This is a genomic window from Paraburkholderia sp. GAS82 (assembly GCF_050436285.1).
GTDB classification, from domain to species: Bacteria; Pseudomonadota; Gammaproteobacteria; order Burkholderiales; family Burkholderiaceae; genus Paraburkholderia; species Paraburkholderia phenazinium_B.
The window spans coordinates 382,984-409,320 of record NZ_JBNDLX010000003.1; the positions used below are offsets into that span (position 1 = coordinate 382,984).

19 protein-coding genes are annotated in these 26,337 nt (G+C 59.3%); 16 read left to right on the plus strand and 3 right to left on the minus strand.

What is annotated here, in order from left to right; translation table 11 throughout:
- The first annotated feature begins 43 nt into the window (after positions 1-43).
- The 13 genes from P3T17_RS12050 to ilvD all read left to right on the plus strand — a co-directional run bounded on the left by P3T17_RS12050 (position 44) and on the right by ilvD (position 21,526).
- Complete coding sequence (locus tag P3T17_RS12050) at positions 44-1,051, plus strand: hypothetical protein (protein WP_256455661.1); 1,008 nt, start codon at positions 44-46, stop codon at positions 1,049-1,051.
- 66 nt (positions 1,052-1,117) lie between these two features.
- A complete protein-coding gene (locus tag P3T17_RS12055; RefSeq protein ID WP_256455660.1) occupies positions 1,118-2,203 on the plus strand; it encodes a hypothetical protein in 1,086 nt (361 codons plus the stop codon).
- A complete protein-coding gene (locus tag P3T17_RS12060; protein ID WP_256455659.1) occupies positions 2,187-3,488 on the plus strand; it encodes a nucleotide sugar dehydrogenase in 1,302 nt (433 codons plus the stop codon). The genes P3T17_RS12055 and P3T17_RS12060 overlap by 17 nt, the downstream gene beginning before the upstream one ends.
- Before the next feature lie 22 nt (positions 3,489-3,510).
- Positions 3,511-4,188, plus strand: coding sequence for a glycoside hydrolase family 16 protein (locus P3T17_RS12065; RefSeq protein ID WP_256455658.1), 678 nt, complete (start codon positions 3,511-3,513; stop codon positions 4,186-4,188).
- Complete coding sequence (locus P3T17_RS12070) at positions 4,185-5,402, plus strand: glycosyltransferase (RefSeq protein WP_429406864.1); 1,218 nt, start codon at positions 4,185-4,187, stop codon at positions 5,400-5,402. Before P3T17_RS12065 ends, P3T17_RS12070 begins: the two co-directional genes overlap by 4 nt.
- A gap of 575 nt (positions 5,403-5,977) precedes the next feature.
- Positions 5,978-6,886, plus strand: a complete 909-nt coding sequence (locus P3T17_RS12075; RefSeq protein WP_256455656.1) for an ATP-binding protein — start codon at positions 5,978-5,980, stop codon at positions 6,884-6,886.
- Between the two features lie 28 nt (positions 6,887-6,914).
- Positions 6,915-8,177, plus strand: coding sequence for a hypothetical protein (locus P3T17_RS12080; RefSeq protein WP_429406866.1), 1,263 nt, complete (start codon positions 6,915-6,917; stop codon positions 8,175-8,177).
- Complete coding sequence (locus P3T17_RS12085; protein WP_429406868.1) at positions 8,177-9,967, plus strand: hypothetical protein; 1,791 nt, start codon at positions 8,177-8,179, stop codon at positions 9,965-9,967. Before P3T17_RS12080 ends, P3T17_RS12085 begins: the two co-directional genes overlap by 1 nt.
- Positions 9,964-10,596 carry an OmpA/MotB family protein gene (locus P3T17_RS12090; RefSeq protein WP_060817447.1) on the plus strand — a complete coding sequence of 211 codons (633 nt, stop codon included), beginning with the start codon at positions 9,964-9,966 and terminating at the stop codon, positions 10,594-10,596. Before P3T17_RS12085 ends, P3T17_RS12090 begins: the two co-directional genes overlap by 4 nt.
- Before the next feature lie 224 nt (positions 10,597-10,820).
- Positions 10,821-12,119, plus strand: a complete 1,299-nt coding sequence (locus P3T17_RS12095; RefSeq protein ID WP_429406870.1) for a hypothetical protein — start codon at positions 10,821-10,823, stop codon at positions 12,117-12,119.
- Entirely contained in the window at positions 12,116-14,149 is a 2,034-nt protein-coding gene (locus P3T17_RS12100; RefSeq protein WP_429406872.1) for a hypothetical protein, read from the plus strand. Before P3T17_RS12095 ends, P3T17_RS12100 begins: the two co-directional genes overlap by 4 nt.
- The gene (locus P3T17_RS12105) at positions 14,139-18,593 is read left to right on the plus strand and encodes a helicase-related protein (protein ID WP_429406874.1); all 4,455 of its coding nucleotides are present in this window, start codon (positions 14,139-14,141) and stop codon (positions 18,591-18,593) included. Before P3T17_RS12100 ends, P3T17_RS12105 begins: the two co-directional genes overlap by 11 nt.
- Before the next feature lie 1,070 nt (positions 18,594-19,663).
- Positions 19,664-21,526, plus strand: a complete 1,863-nt coding sequence (ilvD, locus tag P3T17_RS12110) for a dihydroxy-acid dehydratase (protein ID WP_429406876.1) — start codon at positions 19,664-19,666, stop codon at positions 21,524-21,526.
- Between the two features lie 145 nt (positions 21,527-21,671).
- Here ilvD and P3T17_RS12115 read toward each other — a convergent pair whose 3' ends face one another.
- A complete protein-coding gene (locus P3T17_RS12115; protein ID WP_429407203.1) occupies positions 21,672-22,118 on the minus strand; it encodes an SRPBCC family protein in 447 nt (148 codons plus the stop codon).
- A 212-nt stretch (positions 22,119-22,330) separates the two neighbouring features.
- Positions 22,331-23,143 (minus strand): mechanosensitive ion channel family protein, encoded by an 813-nt coding sequence (locus P3T17_RS12120; RefSeq protein WP_429406878.1) that lies wholly within the window; start codon positions 23,141-23,143, stop codon positions 22,331-22,333.
- A 337-nt stretch (positions 23,144-23,480) separates the two neighbouring features.
- Between P3T17_RS12120 and P3T17_RS12125 the strand changes: the two genes are divergently transcribed.
- Positions 23,481-23,819, plus strand: coding sequence for a DUF190 domain-containing protein (locus P3T17_RS12125; RefSeq protein ID WP_429406880.1), 339 nt, complete (start codon positions 23,481-23,483; stop codon positions 23,817-23,819).
- An 86-nt stretch (positions 23,820-23,905) separates the two neighbouring features.
- Positions 23,906-24,247, plus strand: coding sequence for a DUF190 domain-containing protein (locus tag P3T17_RS12130; RefSeq protein WP_074263149.1), 342 nt, complete (start codon positions 23,906-23,908; stop codon positions 24,245-24,247).
- On the opposite strand, the gene P3T17_RS12135 is transcribed toward P3T17_RS12130, so the two are convergent.
- Positions 24,225-25,892 (minus strand): hypothetical protein, encoded by a 1,668-nt coding sequence (locus tag P3T17_RS12135; RefSeq protein WP_429406882.1) that lies wholly within the window; start codon positions 25,890-25,892, stop codon positions 24,225-24,227. The genes P3T17_RS12130 and P3T17_RS12135 overlap by 23 nt on opposite strands.
- On the opposite strand from P3T17_RS12135, the gene P3T17_RS12140 reads away from it, so the two are divergent.
- Positions 25,873-26,166, plus strand: coding sequence for a hypothetical protein (locus P3T17_RS12140; RefSeq protein WP_167379369.1), 294 nt, complete (start codon positions 25,873-25,875; stop codon positions 26,164-26,166). The two genes, P3T17_RS12135 and P3T17_RS12140, sit on opposite strands and share 20 nt — an antisense overlap.
- Positions 26,167-26,337: the final 171 nt, after the last annotated feature.

The window sequence follows — 26,337 nt, forward strand, 5'->3', positions numbered from 1 at the left end:
CAAGCGCTTTCAAAACACAATTGTTTCCACTTACCGAATTACGATGGCCGGAATTCTTCTGGTGATCGTGATAGGCGTCCTGTCGTACCTGTTTTTGATGGGCTTCTACGCGGTCAATCGCAACTGGTCCGCGCCGATCGTCCTGTCGCCGACGCAGGAAAAGGTGTTGGCGTATCAGCCTCAGGTATCGGCGCTCGAGGCCGAGTTGCTGAAGAACCGTGTCGACCTCGCCACCGCGACTGAAAAATATCGCGTGATCAATGGACAAATTGCCGACACGCGGAAGCTCATCGAGCGGTTCGATGCCGCGGCGCATAGCGAGTCGCACGCACTCGCGCTAAGCGAGTCCGATATACGGTCTGCGCTGAGCAGAAAGCGCATCGACGCCGCGCAAACCGAAAAGGCCGCGTCCGATGTGAAGCCGATGCTAGCCTCCGTCGAATCCGATCTGATGGCCGGTCTGATTACCAAAGACGAGGCCATGTCGCGGCGCCTCAATATTCAGTCTGCGATCAATGCGATAACGGACACGCACATAAGTGAGATCACGCTCCGAGAGCAGGCGCGCACGGCAGCCACTGCAAGTAGGACGCTTGGTGGAGGGGAGGCATCGTCGCTGAGTGCGCTGCAATCGTTGAGCAATGAGGCGCAATTGCGAATGACGCTCGCGCAAGCCAGCGTCGACGCCGAAACGGCGCGCCAATCCGTCGACCAGTTGCGCGCAACAGTGGCGAATGCGGAACGCGTACTAAACGTCGCAAAGCGCTCGCCGTACTACCTGGCGTTGACTCGCAGTGTTCCCGTTGTCTTCGTCGCGTATGACAACCTCGTCAATGCGACGCCGGGGGCGCCCGTGTTCGATTGTTATCTCCAGGTTGTCGTGTGCCGGAGAGTGGGCGCCATCGAGCACGTATACGAGGCCGAGGAATATGCGCGACAGCCCCTGTTCAAGACGGATATCAAGGGCAAGTTTGCGCGAGTGAATTTTTCGGTGAAGTTTGCCGAACAGTCGCCCGTCGTCTTTATCGGACACAAGCCGCTTCTGTTTTAGGAGGTCGGTCAATCTACTACCGCATGCCGATTGAGAAATCTCTCTCGTAATAACATAGCCGAATTGATGTCATCCAAAATCAAAAAAGTGTTTGTATTCGCGCTGATCGGTACGCTGAGCGCTAGTGCGTTTGCGCAGACTTCGTCGGAAGGCGAGAAGCGGGCCTATTGCCAGTATATGCAGGACCAGGCGGACGCCGAACGCACGCTGGATTCCGGCGTCGAGGGTTTTGGCCGTCTGGGGCAATCGGACTCGAATCCGTCGCTCAAACAGGTCGTGATCGGTCTGTCGAAAAGCCTGTCGAAAGATCTGCAGGGCAGGTCGGCGACGCGGGCCGCGGAGTTGGAGTGCGAGTTGTACAGCCGCACGCTCAGTGTTGATCGCGTCGTCAAATATGGCATGTCTTCTATTGAAAAGCAGATTGCCGTTCAGCAGGCAGCGGATCTGAAGGACGTGCTCGATATCCTGGACGAAGAGATCGCGTCGACAAAAAAGCGTCTGCGCACCGGCAACGGGACGTTGTCGGACCTGCTGACGCTCGAGCAGCAGCGCGACCAGGTGAACACGCAGTACATTGCCGCGAAAACCGACGTGGCATCGCAGCAGATTCCCGACGTTCCGCAAATTAGTCTGAAGGAGGCGATGGCGAAGATCGACGAGTCGACGCTGGCCCTGCAGGACGAGCTGAATCACAAGCAGAAGTTACAGGCATGGGATGTGTCGTTGATCGGTGGTGTGCAAAAGCCGATTTCGGGCGCACCGTTCAACACGTCGACGGGATATCAACCGTTCGTTTCCGTCACCTTCACCTATAACTTCAACGCGATGTCGTACGGCAGAAAGCTGGATAACGCGACGAATTCGCTGATGACGATGCGGCGACAGCTGAACGACGAGCTTGCACAGAAAGTCGACGGACTGCAAAGAAGCACGGCAGATCTTTTGAGCGTGCAGAACGAAGTCCTGCCACAACTGATCGATGAACAGGACCACCTAAGCGAAGAGTACGAGCGGTTGCGCAAGCTGGATTCGCCAGAAGCGCTAAGGATGAAATCGCAGGTCCGCGTAAGCCTCGCCATGGCTGCCATGAAAGTCCATCTGGCACGTCTGCAAATCACGCTACTTTCTCAGAACTATGCGCAAGATCAATAAGATTCTGGTTGTCGGGCTGGGCTACGTGGGATGCCCGCTCGCATTCGAACTCTCCAGGCATTTCGATGTGACCGGCTACGATATCGACGGTAGCAGAATCGCCGAGCTGCTTGCTGGCCGCGATAGGACGGGCGAACTCGCAGAGACCGATCTTCGGTCCGCGAACTGGCGCCTCGTAAGCAATGCAGGTGAGGCCATGCGTGACACCGACCTCATCGTAGTCACCGTTCCCACGCCGGTCACGGACGCGAACGTGCCAGACCTCAGTCCCGTTATCGGCGCGACGAAGACAATTGCGGGGCACCTGAAGGCTGGCACGACCGTTGTCTACGAGAGCACGGTGTATCCCGGTGTGACGGAGGACATCTGCGTACCGCTGCTGGAGCATCGAGACGAACTTACGGGTGAGCGCCGGTTACAGCATGGCGTGGACTTCTGGGTGGCTTACTCGCCGGAACGCATCAATCCCGGCGACAAGGTTCATACGCTCACTTCCACCACGAAGATCGTGTCGGGCGATACACGGGAAACACTTGAGCTGATCGACGGTATGTATTCGAAGATCACGACGACATACCGCGCAGAGAACATCAAGGTCGCGGAAGCGGCCAAGGTGATCGAGAACACGCAACGGGACGTCAATATCGCGTTGATGAACGAATTGTCGCAAATCTTTTCGCGGCTCGACATCGACACGCATGACGCAATCAACGCCGCTGCGTCGAAATGGAATTTTCACCGGTATGTACCGGGGTTTGTCGGTGGCCATTGCATTTCCGTCGACCCGTATTATCTGACGCACCGGTCCGCGCAGGTTGGCTACATACCGTCGCTGATCCTTGCGGCTCGAGAAGTGAACGACAAGATGCCGGGCCTGCTCGCGGAAAAAACCTTGAAGGCGATGCGTCATCGCGGCTTGCCGCTCGATTCAAGAATCACCGTGCTAGGCATTACGTTCAAGGAGAACGTGTCCGACATTCGCAATTCGAAAGCGGTGGGACTCGTTCGGGAATTCATGAGCTGGGGCATCGACGTGCAGGTGATCGACCCTCTCGCGGACCCGAAAGAGGTGGAGCGGGAATACGGCATCAGGCTCACGAGTTTCGAGCGGCGCGAACCAGCTCGCGCCGTGGTGCTGGCCGTCGCTCATACCGAATTCGTGCATGGCGGTTGGAACATGATTCTCCAACACATTCATCCGCGACATGGGGCTGTGGTCACAGACGTGAAGGGCGTGCTGGCCCGTGGTAGCGAACCGCACAACGTCACGTTGGTACGAGCCTAAACTTGCGCGAGAGGTGAATCTGATGAAAAGGCTGCTTTGCGCGATCCTTGCGCTGGTGTGCGTGTCGGCAGCGTCGGCGAGGAGCATCGAGTGGGCGGGCACCGAATGGCGCGTCCGGACGGGCGCGGGCAAACCGTGCGCTTCGGACCGATGGAACGCAGATGGCGGATGGGTCGATGCGGACGGATGGTTGCATCTGAAGATCGCGCGCTTGCCGGACGGCCAGTTTGCCTGCGTCGAACTCGAGTCGACAAGACGATTCGGTTTTGGCCGGTACGCATTTGATGTTCGCGGCCCGATCGGCAGCGTCGATCCCGACGTCGTGTTCGGCGTGTTCATGTATCCGCCCGCGGACGTCGGTCCGGATGGTACCAACGAGATTGACATCGAAATCGCGCGTTGGGGCGAAGCGAATGCGCCGCAGGTCAACTACACGGTGTGGAACCGCGGCCATATCGGCAAGCGTCATGCGGCGCTGAGCGTGCCGGACGATATCACCCATTCGATGTTCGCCTTTAACTGGCGACGTGATTCAGTGAGCTGGGAGTCGCCTTTGCAGCAAGGTCGTGAAGTGAGCTTTCGAGGCGATATTGCCGTTCGGCCCCAGACCCTGGTCATCAATCTGTGGCTATTCAAACGGCCGTATCCGCGAAGTCAGCAAGAGATCGAGTTCATGATCAAGTCTTTGAGGCCAATGTGACCGATACATTTGTTCAGTTGATTTTTGCGTTGCCATTAATGGTGATGGTGATGAACTTCGGCGTGACTCTGATGTTGCGGTTCGGCGCGAAATCGACGTTTCTGGAAAAGAACTACGCGTTGCAGCCGCGAGTGAGCGTGCTTCTTCCTTGCTTCAATGAAGGAGAGCATGTGTTCCGGACAATAGAAAGCATTCTCGCGAGCGATTATCCGATGGAGAAGGTCGACGTCATCGCCGTCGACGACTGTTCCGCCGATGACACGTTCGACTGGATCGAACGCGCTGCGCGGCGTTGGAAGAACGTAAGAGCGTTCCGTAACCCGGTCAATTCCGGCAAGCACCAGACGCTCTCGCATGCCCTGTCGCATTCGTCGGGCGAGATCTTGATCTGCATCGACTCCGACTGCATTTTCGACAGGCGCGCCATCGCAGAACTTACCGCATGCTTCGTGGATGAGACGATTGGTGCAGTGGGAGGCCGCGTGGGTATAAGTAACGCGCGCGAAAACGTGTTGACTCAATGTCAGACGGTCGTTTACTACTACAGCTTCCAGATCATGAAGATGTTGCAGAACTGGACGCGAAATGTGATCTGTATCTCGGGGTGCCTGTTCGCTGTACGGCGCGAGCATTTCGAGGCCATCGAGGAGCAGGTGAAGCACCGGAACTGGTTTGGTGTCGGCGTGCGAGACGGCGAAGATCGCTACATGACGCACCTGCTGTTGCTGAAAGGCCTGAAGACCTATATCAACATCAGCGCGCAATGCTGGACAGCGGCACCGAACAACTTCAGGCAACTATTCATGCAGCAGCTGCGCTGGCGGCGCAGCGGTCTGCGCGATCTGTTCTGGACGGCGCGAAAGTTTTGGACAAACCTCGAAGTGCTGCATCCATTGACAGTCGTGAATCTCCTGATCCCGGGCGCACTGCAAGTGCTTTGGCCTGCAATGTGCATTTACGGTCTGGCGTCGGGTTGGCTTGCGGAAAACCTTTTGCGCGACATGCAGCTTTATTTCGGATTGTGGGTTGTAATCGGGTTGCTCTACGACCTGTACGTCCGGTGGCATAACCCTGAACAAAAAGTGAATCCATTGATCATCGGTGCGCTTGGGATGTGGTTTATCGCGGACTCGTTTCTGATTACCCTCGTTGCGCTCTGTACGTTCGACGTCGGGGAGTGGGGTACGCGGGGTACATCGTCCAAAAAGACTTGAGCAGCACAAGGAATATTGTGCGGCTCGTTACCAGACGGCCGACGTCGCACATGCGGGGGGCTGGTCGCGGGTGCTGTTCACTCGACCAGCAGGAGCTTTTCCGTCGGTCAGAGTACACAGCAGGGTGAGAAGTTTGCGATACAGCAGAGCGAATCCTTCTCCGTGGAACGTTTCCGCCACCGTGCGAGCCTGGCTGCCATCAAGGCGCTCGCGATGCTATCACTGGGTCACCATCCGTCGATGGCCAGATGGAGCGTACCGTCGCGTCGGATTCCAATGGGACACGAAATGTCCAGGTTGCGTCGTACGATGCGCTGCGTTCGTGTCGTCTTTCTCTTGAAGTGGCTCGGGCGCCGCCCGATCACCACGGCGAGGCATATTCAATGCGAATCGCATAATTTGCCGCCTCTGGATTGCAGCCGGCGTTTGGGTAAGGCCACGCATTTGGACGCGAACGCACAGATTACTAAAGATCCGCTTAAGTCTGTCGATAACACCTATGTAATGGCGTCAGGCAAATACGGGAATTGCTGCCTTCCGCGTTGACGCTGATCAATCCGCGTATTCAACTATCTATGACCACTCACACCGCACTTGAGCCGGTGCCATCGTTCTCTTGCCGGGAAGCACGCTTCAAGCTGGATGACGATCTCATTCTGCCAGCTAACACACGTCTCGAATTCGAGGAGAGCCTCGCAAAAATACGCTTTCACCGAACGATCTATTTGGACTGGGGATTCGGCGAGGTCGATCCGATGGGGCGCTCAACGATTTTGAATTTCTACGGCCCGCCCGGCACCGGCAAAACCATGGCGGCCGATGCGCTCGCTGGTGTGCTCAACCTGCCGATCATCGAGATCAGCATCGCTGAGCTGGAAAGCAAGTTCATGGGTGAAACGGCACGCAACATCCAGGCGGCCTTCGCAAGCGCATATGAGGCGGGCGCGCTGCTCTTCTTCGACGAAGCCGACACGCTACTCGGCAAGCGTCTGTCGTCGGTCACGCAAGGCATCGACAACGAAGTGAACTCGATGCGCTCCACGCTTCTCATCGAACTCGAACGCTTCGAAGGTGTCGTCGTCTTCGCGACCAATTTTGCGCGCAACTACGACGAGGCGTTTCTCGGCCGGATCACTCACCACGTTTCGTTCCAGCTCCCGGATATCGATGGGCGCCGGCAGCTGTGGGCGCGCATGCTCGTATCCGGCATCCCGCTCGGCGAAGCGCGCGATGCAATCATCGAAGAAGCCGCCACGCTGTCCGATGGTTTCTCCGGTCGCGATATTCGCAACGCGATGCGGCTTGCTTTACCAAAGGCGATTCTCGCCGCGCAGCACACGCGTCACGCTGCGCAACTCACGTCGACTCACATCGCTTCGGCCATCGCGCAGATCCTCAATGCTCGCGCGAATGTCGCGTCAGGCGGCCATACGCTCGCGGCATCCACGCAGGCGGCGACCCGGCTGCTCGGCCTGAATTCATAGATCAAATACATCATTCATCGGGGTAGCCATGGGCTTGTTTTCCATCGTAGGTTCCGCGTTTCGGGCAGCAAAGGATTTCGTCGTCAACGAGGTGATCAACCCGGTCATTCGCAAGGCCAAGGAAGTGACCGGCAAGGTTGTTATATTCCTCGCCGACGAGGCCGAGCACGCCGTCGCCGAGATCAAGAAAGTCTGGACCGTGGTCAAGCCATGGCTCGTGAAGGCGCGTGATGCGGCCGCGGCGATCGCTGCCACGATACCGCACCCCGAGGTCCGGGCTGCCGCAGCCGCGGTTGCCAAGGTGCTCAATTTCGTGAGCACGATCGACGAGCATCCGCTTGCCAAGCGCATTGCAGCCGCCATTGAATGGGCCATCAAGATGGCGAAGGAAGCACGGCGACACTACCAGACGCAAGAAGAAATCGACGCCGCAGAAGCATATAAGGAAGTGCTGGCGAAGGCTAAGGAGATGGCGCCCGAGGAGTTGCAGCGCGGCGTCAAGATTGCTGAGTTTATAAACAACTCCATTCTGCTCAGAACTCGCATCGACGAACTGCTCAATCACAGTGTGATCGAAGACATAGACCACTATCTGCGCCTGAGAGCGGCGCAGCGCCTGCTCGCGAACGCCGAGAAGAAGATTCGCAAGCTCAGCGACATCGAGAAGATCAGCGACAACGATATGTTCCTTATTCAGGTCAGTACAAACCTGCTGGACGAGAATCCGCAGTTGAGCGATGTCGACGCCGCGCGACTAGAGAAGATCGTGCAGAAACGCTACGGTAAGCCGTTGATCGCGTTCGTGTTCGAGGAAATGGTCGTCGCGTGGGGCAACGACCTCAAAGCCGAGCGTGACCAGCAGACGGGCAAGGAGGGCGCACTGGCAAAGAACAAGGTTCAGATGAAGAAGCTCGAACTCTCCGACAAGATGAATCTTCTGGGCGAAGCCGAGCAGGCCACACTTAAGTCGTTACGTGCCCAGGTCAAGCAGCTTGACGAAGAAATCATCGAGGATAGAAGCCGGAACAGCGAGTTCCAGATTCTCATCCAGGCCGCGGAAGGCTTCCTGCAAATCATCGAAAAGGACGAGGCGACGCTTGAAGCAGAGGATCTCTCCTGGCTCGCCGAGAGCGCGGTGAGTGTCGGCAAGATCGTGATCGACTGTGTGAAGAGCAAGAAGCGCTTCAGCGATCTGCCTGAAGCGGAACTCTCCTTGATCAACGACTTTTCCAATATCTTCGCGGCGGCGAGCAAAGCACGCGCGGAGCAACTTGTGATGGTGGCCGGCTGATGATTCAAGACATTTTCACATTTCTGCTTCCTCGGGGAGAATTCCTGCAGGTCGTCTTTTCCTCGGTGATGGGGCTCCTGCTCGCCTTCACTATCGTCGGCGTCACGCTTAGTGCCAATGAGCGTCGATGGGAGACGAACTGGCACCGCCGGACGGACAGTGCGCAGACCGACGTGCTGGCCGCCGAATACGGATCGAGCCACGAATTGAGCGACATCGTCGCGACGCGTTGGGAGAAGCTCGCCGACATCATGCCGGGCATCCTGCTGATCCTCGGCCTGCTCGGCACGTTCCTTGGCCTCGGTATTGCCCTGAACAAGGCGTCGTACATCCTGCAGCACTCGAACGCGGCCAGCGTCTCGATGGACGACACGATGGAAAACCTCAAGGGCATGATGGAGGGCCTCGGAACCAAGTTTAAGACGTCTACGTGGGGGATCATGGCGTTTCTCGCCTTGAAGGCGTGGACTGTCGTCAACGGCTATGAAGACCGGCGTCTGCGCTGGTGCGTCGCGACGCTGAAGACCCACGCTGCCGAGGTCGCCCGTCTGCAAACGGAAGAAAAGGCGCGTGCGGAGAATCGCCTCGTGACTGCGCTGGAAACCGTGGGCGAGCGCATCGTCGGCGGCCTGATGCAGATGGATGAGCAACGACGCGCGGAGTCTGCCGAACACGCCGCCCTTCTTGAGCGCTTGAACGAAGCGGCGAGTGCGAGCGTCGCCGGGACCGCCACCACGCATGAAAAACTCGACGCGCAAACTCAGCAGTTCAGCGCAATCGTCGGCGCCGCGACGCAGCGCGTGGCCGCTCACATGCAGCAACACGACGAGCGACGCCAGGCGGAGTTCGCCGAGCACTCGCGGATGCTGATAGGTCTCACCGACGTCTCGCGCGCAGGGGTCGCGGCGACCAAGGCAATCCACGGGAGGCTCGACGCCCAAACGGAGCAAATCAGCGTCGCGACCACGCACGCGGAGCATACGCGCACAGCCATTGAAGACTTCGTCAAGGCGAATATCGAGAATATCGATCGCCTCGGCGAAGCGGGCGAGACGATGTCGACGGCAGCACAGGCAATGTCCGGCAGCGCTGACCAATTGCAGGTCGCTATCGGCGAGCTGCAACAACAAATCGTCTCGGTCCTCGGCGATGTGAAGGAAGGCCTCGCAAACAGCATCGCGTCGATGAACGGCAGCTTCCACAGCAATCTCAACGACATGAGCACGAAGCTTGCGGCAGCGACGGACGGCATCCGCGATTCCGTCACCTCCCTGTCGAGCAGCGTGGACACGACACTCGACAAAATGGGCGCGCAACTCGAAGCGGCAACAGGCGGCATCCGCGACTCTGTCACCTTGATGTCGACCAACGTGGATAAGACGCTCGACAAGATGGGGGTGCAACTGGAAACGGCAACTGAGGGCATCAGGACGTCGGTCAGCCAATTGTCGAGTTCGGTGAGCCAGACACTCGACAAGGTCAGTGGAACTGTCGAGAGCGCCATCAATGATTCGGCCAAATTGCAGGCCGAAACATCCTTTTCACTGAGCGCGTTGACTGACGCGTTGTCCGAATCCGTGACCGAGTCCACTGAGATGATCAAAAACCTTGCCGAACCGATTCAACTCGGTTTGACCTCGGTGTCCGAAGGCAATGTCAGGATGAGCAAGATATTCGAGGAAATCTCCAGGCGCAGCGCCCCAGCGCAGCGGACCAAGGCGGCTCCCGAGCGTGCCCGGCGCACTACCAAAACCACGACTGAACGCACGCGACGCGCCAGCCTCTCATGAAAGAAAAGCCGAATGAATGGGTGTCGATTGCCGACCTGATGGCAGGCACGATGGCGGTCGTCATGCTGCTACTCGTCGTCGCCGTGCTGCAGAATCAGTATGCAGCGATCAAGCATAAGCAGGAGCTTGCGCAAAGCGCCGTCACGAAGCAGCAGCGTCTTGGGATGATTCTCGCCGACATCAAACGCTCGTTCGATGAGCACGGTGCGTCGAACCTGGTCTCGTTCGACATGCAGGCGAACAAGATGACGCTCAAGGACAACGTCTTCGCCCGGGGCAGCGCCTGCGTCACTGAGCAGGCCCAGGTTGCGTTCGAGAGCGTCGAGCCGGAAATTGTCCGCTATCTGCAGCAGGTGCAAAGCGGGCAGATTGTCGTCGAAGGCTATACCGACAATCTGCCCGTCGAAAAGCCTGTAGTCGATTTCGCCCGCTTCTGCACCGTGTACGACGACAATTACACGCTGTCAGCGGCCCGCGCCCGCGAGGCGCGCAAGTTGTTGACGAACACGCTCGATGCCAATGCGGCAAGACGCGTCGTTGTGGCGGGGTTCGGAGACTCTCGTCCGCTGCCGGGAGTCGATCCGGGCGACTCCAGGAATCGCCGGGTGGAAGTCAGCTTCAGCATGTAACCAGTGTCGGCTCGCCACGCTGCCTGGACCAGAAGTTGATCGACCTGCGTGGCGAATACAAAATCACGGCAACCGTTGCCGATACGGCACAGCTTGAGTGGTGACTAAAGGATTTGGTGAGGACGTTAGTCAAATCCCAAGACTATGCATTCGAAAACGCAACCCAGCGACACCAATGGCCGTGTCAATCGCCCCCTTCACGCCACGAATCTGATTCCCTTTCGATGACTGAACTCGACCGCAGCAGCGCTGCCGACGGCATCGCCATCGGCTTGCCTTACTTCACGGATCCCGATCCTGCGTTAAGCCGCTCGTCCGGCGGACGTGATCCACTCGGGCTCTTGCCGGTGTGGAGCGCATTCGGACGAAAGCTCGTCCCTCACCTGGCGTCGCCCGTCGGGCAAGTCAACGGTATCAAGGCCGTCGTCCTGATTCAGTGGCTCGCCAATGAGCAAGAGAAATTTCGCCAACTGCTGGCGGGTGACGATGCGCCCCGCAAGTTCTTCCGGCTAATGGAAGGTCTTGCCGAATACTGGCTCTATCACAACAAGCGCCCTTATTGCTTCGGCAACAACACGCTCGCCGCCGAAGGGAAGGATCTTTATGTCACGACCAAGACCGGCAAGACCGTCGCGAACGGCTTGTACCAGTATTACCGTGGCACCAGTCGACGCGCAGGTCTGATCGACGACAACTGGAGAGTCGAACCCGAAGTCTGCAAAGAACTGAATCGTCACTGGACTCCGAAAGCCACAGATGAACTGCTTGGCGCGCTGACAGGCCCTCTTGCGAATGCGAAGACCGCTCTCGAGCCGGATCGCCACCTTAATGGCACAGCGCTCTCGAAGGCGTTCGAGCGGATATTCGACCATGACTCCCTGCTGCCAATACTGCAGGAGTGTCTATTCGGGCAAGACTTCCAGCGAACCCTCGCGCGCGATTTCCTGGCGCTGAGACGAGCAACGAAGATGGAGGGCCTGCGCATCGAGCAGCGCATTCGCCTTCTTCAGTCAGAGGAATTGGCACACGACATCGACAGCGTGCTCCGCTGCGAGCCGTTCCTCTTGGTAATGCAGGACGTTTTCGACTTTCTGCGCGGATCGCCAGGCAAGAAACTTGAGCAACTCGCACGCGAACTCGAAGAGGTGTTCTCTCAGATGCGCGAGCGTGCTGCGGCCTTCCAGCGACTCGGAAGTGAGCTCGAAACACCCCGGATGAAGCAGATGCAGATGCTCGCCGACATCCTCGCAGCCAGCGTTCCCGCCGCGAATTCCGCGGCGCGCCGCGCGTGTCTGATCGCATTCACGCGCGAGCTAGTGGACTATCACAAGCGATGTATGACCGAACGCGGGCGCGATCCGCTAGTGCTGATCGAAGGCGACGTTATCGTGCTGCCGGTCGCAGGCGACCGCGATCGGCAGGACGCGAAAAAGCGGCTTGTCGACGGCTTTCCATGGATGAACGACTACTACCTCAACACCGCATCGAATATTTATGCGCAAGTTTTTGGAGAGCCGGTATGAGCGCGGCGCCAGCCAAGATCGATCACGTGATGCGCGGCACGCTCGAACATATCCGCGACCGCTTCTCGACGGACCATCCACGCTACGTTCTCTTCACGACATTTAACTTCGTGTCGCAGTTCTTCGAGGCAAATGTGTTGCCGCTGCTGGTAGGAGATACCGTCGATGAACTGAAAGGGACATCGGAAACGCGTTACGTAATCAACGAAGATCTGAGTGTCATCAAGTGTCTGGTTGCCTGCGATCATTCGACGTGCCCTGAGCCGAAAGGCGATATGCGCTACGGTCTGCTGCCGGTCGGGCTCCCCGAAGGCCGCTTCCATCCCAAGCTGATGCTGATGGCCGGCACGCTGAAGCAAACGCAAGAAAAGGGTTTGTGGCTGTCCGTTGGCAGCGGCAATCTCACACTGTCCGGCTGGGCGGTGAATCGCGAGGTCGTCGGCATGACCGCCGTGGCACGCCAGCACGCCGATGAGTTGCGCCCTTTGCTCGCATGGCTCGCCAGCCAGGCGGAGCGCCACTTCGCATCTACGGGCGGCCAGCCGCACGAGGAAGAAGGCGATGTGCGCGCGATCCTCGCGGCGCTGCTCGAAGCGCTCTCCGACGCTAGCCAACTCGCGCCGGACTCCTCAGACATGCCGACGTTGCATCTGTCCCTGCCGTTTGAGCGCGATACGCGACATTCATTGCTTAACACGCTAAAAGGATCGCGGCCGTGGCGCTCCGCGACAGTTGTATCTCCATACTGGAGTGGCGTCGAAACGCTCGCTCAAAGGCTCGGAGTCGAGGAATGCCTCTTCGTGCCGTCGCTCAATACCGACGGCAAGTACAGGTTCCCAGTCGAAACGCTCAGCGCATCGCCTGGTTATCGGCGTGGATTTCGCAAATTCAGCAAGGACGGCGAGCGCTACACGCACGCTAAAGCGCTGATGCTCGAAGACGCTAACGAAGCGCGCGTGCTGTGCATTGGCTCTGCGAACTTCACGCAGGCAGCGATGCTTGCGCCTCAAGGCCAGTCGCTCGCGAACGTCGAGGCGATGCTTCGTTACGAACTGAAGAATGCTCCCGATCTCTGGAACCGTCAGTTTCAGCCGCTGGACGAAGGCGAACTCGCACCATCCGAGCCGGGACAAGATGAAGACAACGCACCGCCTCTTCCGCCTTTCGAGGCCATCGTGCTGTGTGACTGGAGGGCGCGCGTATTTTGCGCTCAGTTGACCATTACCAGCGACCAATCGATTCGCGATATCGTCCTGCGCGCCGATGGTTTCGAGCATCCGTTTGCCGTGACGCCGGCAGGCGAAACGCAGGTGATGCCGCCCCTGCCGTTCAAGGGCGCCCAGCCGGTGCGTTCGTTTTCCGTCGCATACACGTCTGGTAAAGATGACACGGCGACATTCCGAGGTCTCGTCACGCAGGTGAACGCGTTGCCCGACGAACTCGGCTACCAGCCGCGTCCGCGCTTGAAGAAAGTTCTCGAACTCTTACGCAGTCTCAATCCGGATGCCTCAGACGGCAAGATGCGTGAACGTGCTGCGCTTGGCCTTGGCGGTGGCGACGGCGAAGAGGAGCCGGCCGAGCCGACGTTCGATTTCTTCGGGCTGTTCCAAGGCACGTGGAAGTTGCTTGAGTACTACCAGAAGCCGGGCAGCGCGGGTAAAAAGCGCGATCCTTATGACAAGCAGGCGCCATATGGTGCGACGAATCTGTACCGCGCAATAGCGCTACAACCTGCCACGACCCCCGAGGAAAAGATCGGCCGGTATATCCAGCTGACGGAAATGCGTGACGTCGTGGGTCGACTGGATGCGACCGGACAGTACGTGTCAAGTCCGTCGTTACGGAAGGATATCGACGAGAAGATCGACGAACTTCACGAAGACATGGTGTCACTGCTCGGCAACTCACCATCGTTCATCTCGATGTTCGGGACGGCGACGCCTGAGCGGATCAAAGACTTCCTCGGTTGGTTCCACCGCGAGATCAGCAAGGAGATCAGTCAGGAAATCGGAGTAGCGCATGCCGAATAACAAAAACCTCATCCCCGCACGATTAACTGCGGGAATGGTGCGGTCGTACATCGACTTCGACGGACACGATGCGGCACGCCCGGAGACGGCCAGTCTGCAGGCCAAGCTGCAAAGCCAAGGTGTCGCTGGACTCTGGCATCTTCTCGAGCACAAGGGCTTCGCCTATCTATCCGACGAAGTCGGCATGGGAAAGACGCGCCAGGCGATGGGCGTAATCGCGACGCAATTCCTGCGCAAGCCGGATTCGCGGGTGGTAATCGTCTGTTCGAGCGCTACGCTGCAGCGCCAGTGGCAAAGCGAATGGTCGGAGTTCCTGCGCACCTGTTACAAGCTGTTGGATGATCGGCTCCTTAGTTCCGCCGACGCCAGCCAGCTCGAGGAATTGCACTTCCACCACAACTTGCGCGATTTCATCAAAGCGATGCGGCTCGGTGATGCGCGGATTCACTTGCTGCGGTACTCATCTTTCAGCCGGCCGCTTACGCTCAAAGGCGCGGATCCCGAATCGATGTTGGCGGACTATGCGGCGCTCGTCGGGGTGGCGGACCCAGGGGAGCTGGATGAGGACGAAAAGGCAATCGCTGAGTGTTTCTCCGAGCGGTCGGATACGTGGAAGGAGGACGCGACACACGCGCTCGCCGCGGCTTACTGTCGACGCATTGGAGCGTTGCTGACCAACGGCACGACAATCGACGAAAACTGCGAACCGAGGCCAAACCAGCCGCTTGACCTCGTGATCTTCGACGAAGCACAGTACCTGCGTCACACAGGTAACTATCAGAATCAGCACATCGCCCAGATCTTTCGGCGCCATGTCGACCGCTGGCTCTTCATGAGCGCCACGCCATTGCACTCCAGCACGCGCGATATCAGGAGCCTCGACACCTATTTATGCCGCAAGGTGCCTGTCGGTGAAGCCGGCGGTAGCGAGGGCGCCGTGCAAATCCCCCGCGACTGCGGAGATTGCGAACATCAGGCCAGATGCAGTCGCGTCACCTGGCAACTCGATTCGCAGCCTGGCACCAAGCCCGACGTGGTGGAACTGCTCCGCCAGATGATGGTGCGCCGCACGCGCACCTATGCTGATAGACAGGACAATCGTTACGGCAAAATCCAGTACCGGAAATACGAGCGCGTGCGGTATTCAGGCGCCGACGATCCGTTCCTTTCGCTGACCATGGCACTCGTCCAAAAGCATCTGGTCGGCGCGCTTGCGGGCAAGCAGAACAGGTTCCGGCAGGGCGAGTGTGCGTCGTTCGAGTCGCTCTCGACGTCCGTTGGGCGGATCATCGGACGCAGGAAGGCTGCCGTGGCCGCCCCTGAGGTTCCACGTGAGTATGAGGCGGCTCGCGACGGCAAGCAGGGCAAACAGAACGACGAGCCGAATGCGGCGCTGGACCGGACCGTCATCGACGATCTGAACCACAGTTTTGTGAAAGCGATGACGCCCCAGAACCGCGCGCAACTGCTCGCATCTCAGTCTGTCGCGTTGCCTCACGCCAAGCTGAACCGAACTGCCGACGAACTCTTTGAGCACAGTCTGAAAGACGGTGGCAACGACAAGACGCTGGTGTTCGTCCGTCGTATCGACACAGTCGAGGAGATTCGCGATCTGCTGAACGTGCGGTTCCAGCAGCAGGTCGATCAGCGGATTGCCGTGTGGCGAGCTTTGCTCATCAAACCGGATTTCGAGCAGCGGAGCAAGTCATTGTGGGATTCGAGTGCGTCCTGGTGGAACCGGGTGGATGACTCAGGCGAGGTGCTTGACGAGGACAGCATCGACATCCCCACTCAGTCGCTCGACGGTGACGAGGAAGACGATTTCGGCGTGTCAGGCGCAACCGTGCGCGGCAGCCAGTTTCGCGATGCGGTCAGCCTGCCTTACTTCGAAGCGTTGAAACGGGCCTCGGGTATCAAGGAGCACCACGGGAAGCTGGTGTCATTCGGGTCGCGGCTTCTGAGCGCGAAGGATCCATCGCGGAAGCCCCTGCGCGGATTTCTGTTGAAACGCCCCGAAAACAGCAATGACGAATCAGGTCAAGCGCACGAAGCAATCTGGGTAAAGAACGGTGAACGCTGGCTGCGTTTCCTGGCGGCGATTCTGGGCGTAGAACGCGTGACCCAACTTCGCGACGACAACACGCACGCGTGGCTTTTCGCAAACACTACGCATTCGTCGCCCGATGCGTGGAAGCTCGCCGCCTTGCAACTGTGCGTACTGCAGTCGATGCGGCAGACCGACTTCATTGTCGATCTCTACATCCTCAACACGCACGTCTCGAACACACCTGATGGTGCAACCGAACTGCCCGACAAGCTGCTGTGGATGTTCGAGAGCGCCCAGACGTCGGTATTGCATGGGCTGGCGACGTATATCGCCAACTGGAAGGAGAAGTTCCGGCGCTGGATCGAACATTTCGACCTGATTGTCGATAAATGTTTGCGCAGCGGAACGGCGGTCGGCTGGGAGCAAATTTGCCGCGAACGCGTTCACATGGCGTTTCGCCTGATGTCGCCGGTGATTGGACGATCGAGCCGGCTGGAAAACCAGAACGCCGTTACGCAGTTCAAGTTTCCCACCCACCCAAATGTACTTGTCTGCACGGACGTGCTCAAGGAAGGCGTCGATATGCACCTCTTCTGCGACAACATCGTGCATTACGGTGTCGCGTGGACGTCGGGCGACCTTGAGCAGCGTATCGGACGGATCGACCGCCTCGGGAGCCTGATCGGGCGACGGATCGAAAACTACGCGAGCGCGCAACCGGGCACAACTGAAGGGCTGCCTCGCCTCGGTGTGGCATTCCCGTATCTCGACGGTACGCTTGACCGCTATCAGGTAGACCGCGTGATTAGAGGGAAGATCGCCAGCGACCTGCGGATGGATCTTGGCAAACGTAAGGAAGAAATCGGCGAACTCGATGTCAACTCGCTCGACGCCGATGATTCGATACTCGTCACAGCCGCAACGGGTGCGAAGAGTGACGAAGCAGTGTTCTATCCTGACAGCGCGAAGTTTGTGCAGGACGACGACGTAGCGGTACCGATCGCCTTGCCGCGCGGGATCCGGCACAAGCACGTGGGCGAGAGCGTGCGGCCCACGCAACTCGCCGACGAAACTTTGCTGGAATCGACCGTGTACCTGCCTGCGTTCGATTGCACGCGTGTGCGACGCGTGGTCACGAGCGGATCGAATGTCCTGCGGCTCTCGAGAGCGTCCGCGAAGGATCCGCAGGTCCGGTGCACGGAAGAGGTTCTGGTTCCGTTCACTGCCGATCTGGCCGGGTCTCCGGCCACGGCGCTTCGCGACGGCGGTCCATGGGGCGTGCGTCACGTACCCGACAGCCGGTTCGTATTCGATCGTTCGCGCAACACGGTTGCGTGCGAGGTAGATGTGTCGTTCGCCTTCACCGCTGCCGGGAGCGTGTCCGGCAAGGTTCTGCTGGAGTCGATCGGCGGCGAGTTCTGGTTGCTGCGTGCGGCCGTATGCGCAACCGACGCGGTGCGTGAGATCCCGGATGGGAAAAACGTGCCGCGATGGCTTGCAGGGCAAAACCGCGAGCGGCGATGGGGTTATCTGATGGAGGACGCGGGCATCGTCTGGTTCGCGGCCATGGTGCGCGCGGCCGGCGGCGCCGAGTGGCGCCTGCTCGCGCAACTCGCTGGACACGCAGGACGGGTGGCACTTTTTTACCGAAGTCTGGTTACAAACGCGGCCGAGCATGTGGAGGCTACGTATCGGTCGCGGTGCGCTTTTCCCTCTGTCAATACGTTGAGCGCGGCCTATGCTGGCGGCGGCGACCTGCGCGTTTCGCGGTTACTCAACAACGCTAAAGGCGCTGACATCTCGAATATGAAACACGAAGATCTGATGGTTTGTGGACAGGTGCTTGCCGGGGTTCGGGCATGGTTTTCGGAAGCTTTCGACGCAGTTCTGGACGCGTTGTATGAGGGGGGCGGGGACTCTGCGGAGCGCCGATTGACCGTGACACCCCTTGAGTTTCTGGAAGGCGGTGTCCTGCGTTTGAGCACCGATGGAGCCGAGCATTTTCGCTTGCAGGCTTATTTGGACCTTAACGATGCAATGTCGGGTGGCAGCGTGTTTGCAGGACCCAAAATGCTGTGGGAACTAGCTGCAAGTCCAATTTCGAAAGGCCAAAGACCGGTTTTACCGTTATCGCAACTTCATGAATTTCCTCACGTCTCGATGGACGCATGGGAAGGAGAGCCCTCCGACGGGTGCCGTGCTTTCACCTGGAAAGGCGATAAGTACCGCTTCCTGGCGGTGTATCACGCACCGGGCTCGTGGGACAGCGCTCGGGCTGAACTGCTGGAGGCGTGGCAAACCGTTCGGATGAAGATGCAGGCGCTAGCCAACTTCCAGAAGAAGGCCTGTCGTGATGCGTTTGTCGAGGCAGTCGGTGCGGTGAAAGTGGATTTGTGAGGGGACGCGTTTTCAACATCGGGTCGTCGTCAGAAGCAGGGCATAGCGTGCGGCCACGCTGGCGGTACCCGGATTCCTGCGTGCCCCCGCTTTCTTTTCTCGGAATAGGACTGGCTCTCTTACTCGAATGTGAGGTCTGTCTATCGATCAATACCGAGGCCGTCCGGAATGGGCCGGCGGTGCTGGCTATTGAGTTAGACCTGGCGGCCCCGTCATGCAGGCCGTGACGCTTACCGCTTCGGTCATCGCTGCCGGAACGGGTGGCTGACGGCTTGAGCATACTCACTGTTTGACTCAGCGTGAGTTGGAATTTTCTAACGATTCAGGGGCGAGATTTCGCTGCTTCCAACTTAACAGCGCGGCTCTGACTAAACCGTTGCGATATCCTTTGTCACGGAGTACTGTGGACTGGTGCCAGCGACGTGCGGTGCAAAACCTCGCTGTCTGTCAAGCCAAAACGGTCGGGAGTTCGATCGCACTTTCAAGTGAACCCTCACGAAGCCCTTCTCTGGGGGCATCTCTGGAATTTCTGGCGAGCGTGATGCCCGTCCCGTTTGCCTCAGCGAGATTGTTCGATCCTCCTCCTCCCACCAACAAGAATTCGAAGGGTTACAGGTGATTCGCCTGTAACCCTTTTCATTTGGAGCTGTCCGTTGCTCAGCCAGGCTCTCCAGCAGAGCAAGGTATCCGCGGATCAACATGGCGCTGTGAGGACATCGATCCTTTACGATGCGTTTGCCGCAGAAGGCATGAGGAGCGGAGCCGCGCTCAAATGCCGTTCAATTTCTCAGGGAAGGGCCAAATTGAGCGGGTCACCCTCTGTAGCGCGGCTCGACTCGTGGGACACCGATGCACGGATACACTTCCCACCTCTCCCGTCAATTAATACTCTCCACGACCTAATCTCACCTCAAAAATATATTGGACGTCTCACCGCTCCTCTCGCACTATTCATACATTCCCGCTTTAAATCCGCGCAGGCCATCGCGAGCCACCGCCCGCACCTCCGCCTCGCTTGCATCACCCCAACCCAAATTCCAATAACCCCAGTCCCCAAAAACAAACACAACATGCCTGACTATCGATCAAAAACCTCGACCCACGGCCGCAACATGGCCGGCGCCCGCGCCTTGTGGCGTGCCACGGGCATGAAGGACGGCGACTTCGGCAAGCCGATCATCGCGGTGGTCAACTCCTTCACGCAGTTCGTCCCAGGCCACGTGCACCTGCGCGACCTCGGCGCACTGGTCGCGAAAGAAATCGAAGCAGCCGGCGGTGTCGCCAAGGAATTCAACACCATCGCCGTCGACGACGGCATCGCCATGGGCCACGGCGGCATGCTGTACTCGCTGCCGTCGCGCGAACTGATCGCTGACTCGGTCGAATACATGGTCAACGCGCATTGCGCCGACGCCATGGTCTGCATCTCCAATTGCGACAAGATCACTCCCGGCATGCTGATGGCCGCGATGCGCCTGAATATCCCCGTCGTGTTCGTCTCCGGCGGTCCGATGGAAGCGGGCAAGGTGAAGTCGCCAACGGACGGCCAGGTGATCGCCAAGATCGACCTGATCGACGCGATGATCAAGGCGGGCGACTCGAGGGTCAGCGACGCAGAAGTGGCGGAAATCGAACGCAGCGCCTGTCCGACGTGCGGCTCCTGCTCGGGCATGTTCACCGCGAATTCGATGAATTGCCTGACCGAAGCCATCGGTCTGGCGTTGCCCGGCAACGGTACGATCGTGGCCACGCATGCATGGCGTAAGGGTCTGTTCGAGCAGGCTGGCCGCCTGGTGGTGGAGCTTTGCCGTCGCTACTATCAGGAAGACGACGCGTCGGTTCTGCCGCGCAGCATCGCCAGCAAGCAGGCATTCGAGAATGCCATGGCACTCGACGTCGCTATGGGCGGTTCGACCAATACCGTGCTGCATCTGCTGGCAGCCGCGCAGGAAGGTGGTGTCGATTTCACGATGTCCGATATCGATCGCATCTCGCGCAAAGTGCCGTGTCTGTGCAAGGTAGCGCCCGCCACCGACAAATTCCATATCGAAGACGTGCATCGTGCCGGCGGCATTCCCGGTATTCTTGGCGAACTCGCGCGTGCGGAACTGCTGGACCTGTCGTGCGGCAACGTGCATAGCGGCACGCTGGGCAATGCGATCGCCAAATGGGACGTCGCCGGTGGCGCGGGCGAAGAAGCACAGAAGCTTTTCCGCGCGGCCCCGGGCGGCATTCCTACCACCGTCGCGTTCAGCCAGGAAGCCACCTTTACTTCGCTGGATACCGATCGCAAGACCGGCTGTATCCGCAGCAAGCAGAACGCATATTCGAAAGACGGCGGTCTCGCAGTGCTATACGGCAACCTCGCGGAGAAGGGCTGCATCGTCAAGACCGCGGGCGTCGACGAATCGCAATGGGTGTTCTCCGGCCGCGCGCGCGTCTTCGAGAGCCAGGACGATGCCGTCGAAGCCATTCTCGGCGACAAGGTTGTCGCGGGCGATGTGGTCGTGATCCGCTATGAAGGTCCCAAGGGCGGTCCCGGCATGCAGGAAATGCTTTACCCCACGTCGTATCTGAAATCCAAGGGGCTGGGCAAGAGCTGCGCGCTGTTTACCGACGGCCGTTTCTCGGGCGGTTCGTCCGGGCTGGTGATCGGTCACGCGTCGCCGGAAGCAGCTGAAGGCGGCACGATCGGTCTGGTGGAAGAGGGCGATGTAATCGAGATCGACATCCCCAATCGCAAGATGCACCTGGCTGTGTCGAACGAGGAACTCGCACGCCGCCGCGCAGCCATGGAGGCGCGTGGCCCTCAGGCCTGGCTGCCGGCGAATCGTGAACGGGTGGTATCGCAAGCGTTGCAGGCCTACGCCGCGCTGGCGACCTCGGCCGATCGCGGCGCAGTGCGGGACATCTCGCAACTCAAGCGCAAGTAATACGCAAAGGCCCTGTCGTCAGTCACAACACGATCAGGTAAAGCGATCAGGGCAAAGCGATGGATAGGCCGAGTACGGCCTATCCATCGTCTATCTTCAGGCCGCCCTCGGCGCTACGCGAACAGTCCGTTCGCTCCGCTCGCCTTCATTGCCGAATCTCAGCTTCCACCAGCATGATCAGCAACGTAAGCGACTCTTGCCATCCGAGATAGCAGGCTTCAGCAGGAATCACTTCGGGTATCCCTTCCTGGATCACGTTCAGTTCGGTTCCGACAATCACGGGCCGTAGGGACACCGTTGTCCGCATCACGCCCGGCAAGTTTGGATCATCGAGTCTGCCGGTGTATCGAATGCGTTCGTGCGGCACCAGTTCGAGATACTCCCCACCGAAAGAATGGCTGTCACCCGTCGTGAAATTCGTGAACGACGCATGGTAGCTGCCGCCCTCCCTGGCATCCAGTTGATGAACCTTGCAGGTAAATCCATTCGGTGGAAGCCACTTGGCCAGGGCATCTGCGTCCAGGAACGCACGGTAGATACGCTCGGACGTGGCACGGATCACGCGGTGAAGACGGACGGTCTGGTTAGGCATCATTGGCTCCGGAAATGGAGGGAGGACCCCTCCGATCCTATACGACGCGTGAAGCGTCGTGGAATCGACATGCGCGATCCATTTAAGGTACACGGAACATTGATCGGGACGCTGAAAACCAGCAACAATAGGGATTTGAGGTATTTTTTCTAGGTTACGAAAGAGCAGCCCGGTTCAACGTCCCCAGGCACCAAACGGCACATCGACGCGATTCACTGCGCCGCAACCGCGCATCCAGCCTCCGTGAGCGCCGTGCGGGCATGGCTGCGCAGATCGTCGCTGGCAAGCGGTGCATCCGGACTACGCACCCACGCCGCGATCCTGAGCTTTGCGCCGCCCGACTTCGGATAGCTCGCCACCGTAACAACCGGGGCAAGCGTCGTCCCGTTCAACACGCGCGGTTCGTCCGCCACCAGTTTTTTCAGTTCGCCAATCGCCGCATCGACGTCCTTGCGCTGCGCCAGGTCCACATCCACTTCAATGCGCTGCGTGCCGCCGCTGCTGTAGTTGATGACAGGGTTACTCCAGATCGTGCTGTTCGGCACGAACACGGCATTGCCGTCGCTACGTTCGATGCGTGTGGTGAAGAGTCCAACCTCCCGCACGATGCCGGCGGCGGCTCCACTGCCTTCGATTACGTCACCGGCACGGAATGGCCGCAGCATCAGCAGCATGATGCCCGCGGCAATGTTCTGCAGCATGCCCTGCAGCGCCAGCCCGATTGCGAGGCCGGCGGCGCCGAGTACCGCCAGCACGCTCGCGGTCGCAATGCCTACCTCGCTCAACGCCGCGATGAATACCACCACCCGCACCGCCCACGTTCCCATTGCCTTGAGCATGGGGCCAAGGGTGGGATCTGCCCGAGTGTGCGCAAAGGCCTTGGCGAACATCGTGCCGATCCGGTTCGAAAGCCACCAGCCGACGGCGATGATCAGGGCGGCAACGACCAGGTGCAGCATGTCGTGTGCGACCGTCACGATCAGTGACGGCTGGAAGTGCAGGAGTCTTGTCAGGAAATCGTCCATCGCTCGATCTCGCTCTTTTCGCAGGGGGATATATACCGTGACGCGCTTCAGGCGAATATGTTCCCGCCTAAGGAGCGCGAACCTGTATATACGCCACGCATCGCGCGCGTTGTGCCATCTTGCGCGGGAAAATGCGGAATCTTATGGCCAGCTCTACCGCGCGGTAAGCATTGCGCGTCAGGTTGACCGGTCCGCTTGAGAAGGGCAGTCTTTCTGAGTGACGCACTCAATGCACAGCGCTGCTTCGATAGCCTGCATCGCGATCAATGTGTCCAATGCATAGTGCCGGACAATTTCCTATGCTTAAGACGTCACTTCGGTGCGTGCGGAGATCCCTATGAAAGGCAGTCAATTGACTGTGTTTGCGGACAACCAGAGTCGTCGCAAAGGTCATATGACGGTCGCAAGGTGGATACTCGATCAAACGACGCGGGCCGGCATCATCGGTGCGACGGTGATCGATGTGAGCGAGAGCGTCGATGTGCGCGGCAAGTATCATGCGGCGGGGTTCTTCGAGCTGATCGACCAGCCGGTGGTCGTCACGGTGGCCTCGGATGATGGACGTATCGATGCGCTGCTCGATCGTCTGCGGGAAGGCGGTGTGCGACTCTTCTACACGCGCTGTCCGGTCGAATACGAAGTGCTTGGGGCGAGTGAGGCAGAAGGGCGCGAATAACGGATCTGGTTGTGCCTGCTAGCGGCTGCCGTGCATAAGCCGCGATTGTGCAACGCGCTTAACGAACTTGATGACGTGGCAGCATCATGAACGGCTATCAACTGACGTTCTACACAGAGAAGAACCGCAAACACGGCCATCAGACCGTGTGCGAATGGCTGCTGCATCAGGTCCGCGAACTGGGCATCTGCGGTGCAACCGTCATCAGTTGTTCGGAGGGCATCGGCCATGCCGGAGCACGTCACGCTGCGCACGTGCTTCGGCTTACCGATCAGCCGCTCCAGATCATTCTCGCCGTAACTGAAGAGGAAGCCGGGAAACTGCTCGATCTCGTGCGGGCCGAGCGGGTGCACGTGTTCTACGTGCGCTTCCCGGTCGAATTCGACATCATCGCGGGCGACCCGCTCAGTTCGCAACATACCCCGTAGGCGTCGTGACATTCGCCTTGGCGACCGTCGCATTGTTCGACACCACATACACCGGCGCTTCGGTCAGATTCAGCGTCAACGTGCCGTTGGTGTAGCTCATCGTCAGCGGATTGCCCATCATGTCGATGACCTTCACATTGCCGCTGGTCCCTGGCGCATCCACGGTGAGGCTGTAAGGCACGCTATACGTCGAGCTGAATCCGCTGCTCGCGCTCCACACGTTGTTGTTGTGAGTCCAGAGCGCCGTGATCACTGCACCGTTGCCGAGTTGCTGGAAGGAGTACGCGTAGACACCGGATGGTGTGCCGTTCACTGGCCCCAGTGTGTTGGTGCCGTCCAGAACGTGCGTCAGCGCGCTCACTGCCATTGCGGCCGGCTTCGGGCTGATGTTGGTGGCGCCGAACGCGCCTTGCGCGTCGGCGAGATCGAAGAACGTGCCGTAGCCCACCTCATTCGGGTAGTCCGCGCCATAGAACACGTAGGTCTGATCGACGCCTTCACCCAGCAAGATGATGTGTGTGCGCGCAACCACCGCCGCTTGCGCGAACAGGACGTTGGCGGTCGGGTAGTTCGGGCCGTACGACGTGCCCAGGTCATAGCTGATGCCGACTTCGGTCTGGAACAGCTTCATGCCGGGCTTATAGTCCGTTGCCATCTCCGTGCGCAGCGCGCGAATCTCGTTCATCAGCGCGTTGGCGGCGTTCGCAGGCGTCGGGTCCGTTGCAAGGCGCTCCGGCGGATGCGAGGGCGAGGTGCCCGCATCGTAGTAGCCGTGGGTCGAGATGCCGTCGATATAGTTGCCGAAGCCAAGCGACGCGATGCGCTGCAGGCGCGTGGTCGTAAGCGACGGGAACGCATCGGTCGGCCCCATCACCACCGCATGCGGATCGGTGGAGTGGATGCCCTGATACACCGATTGATACAGCGCGACGAAATTGGCGTCGGTGTCGTTCCATAACGAGTTCGGTTCCCACGTCACCTGGTAGTAGTTGTTCGACTGGGTGGGGAAATACGTAGTGCGAATCGTATTGGACTCCGTACCCACGCGGCTCATGTAGTTTTGATAGTACGAGAGGCTGGTCGGCGGGTTGGTGTCGTCCTCGAACGCACCGGTCGGGCTTGCCCAGGCCGGAATGCCGTCCAGACGGATCAGGCGCATTACCTTGCCCGACGTATAGAACGGGTCGAGGTTATTCGCGGCCGGGTTGAACGTGTTTGCCGCGTTTGGCTCCATCGTCGAGAGCTGGCGGCTGTCGATCGTCGACGAAATGCCCAGGTCGGCCAGCAACGGCCCGTTGTCGTTCTCACCCTGCATGCCGAAGCGATGCTCGTCCTGTGACGCATAGGTCACCGCGGGGACGGTGCCGGACAGATTGGGCAGGACACCGAACGAGGCGATGCCGGTGGGACGTGTGCCCTCTGAAGGCAGCTGGCCGCCGTTGGCGGCTAGCGTCGCGGAAGCCGCGAAATAACCGGCGAGCGTCGATGTGCAGTTGAGCGTGGTGGTGACCGGTCCGCTCGCGACGGCAAAGCTGCCGCTCGCTGCGACGTTGCCCAACTGGTCGCTGACAGCCCAGTTCACTTTGTCCGCGGACGGTGCGTTGGTGGTAAAGGCAAGCTGGAACGTGCTACCCGACGCAAACATACGGGTGGCGTCGGCGCTCGGCGTATCGGCGGAAATCAGGGCGCTACTTGCTGCTGTGCTCGAACTGGTCGGCGATTGGCAGGACATTGTTTCGCCCGCGCTGGTGTTGGCGGTCAGCGAGGTGCTGGCGGTGCCGCTGGAGCTGGTGCCGTTGCTTGTGCTGGTGCCGTTATTGTTGACGGTGGCACTCGTGCCGCTGGATCCGCTGCCGGATCCGCCACCGCCGCCGCAGCCTGCGAGTACCAGTAGCAATGAGGAGAGCAATAACGAATGAGATTTCATCTGTGAGGCGAAAATTTAGGAATACTGATCCATCGGGCGTTTCGCGTCGTGCGAGGCGCTTCGTGGATCCAATTCGGGTTTGACGTCAGGCACGCGATGTCGAGGCTGAACCTCGTCCGACCGCTGCCCGCAGATATCGGGGTTCGAGACGTGGGGGACCGAC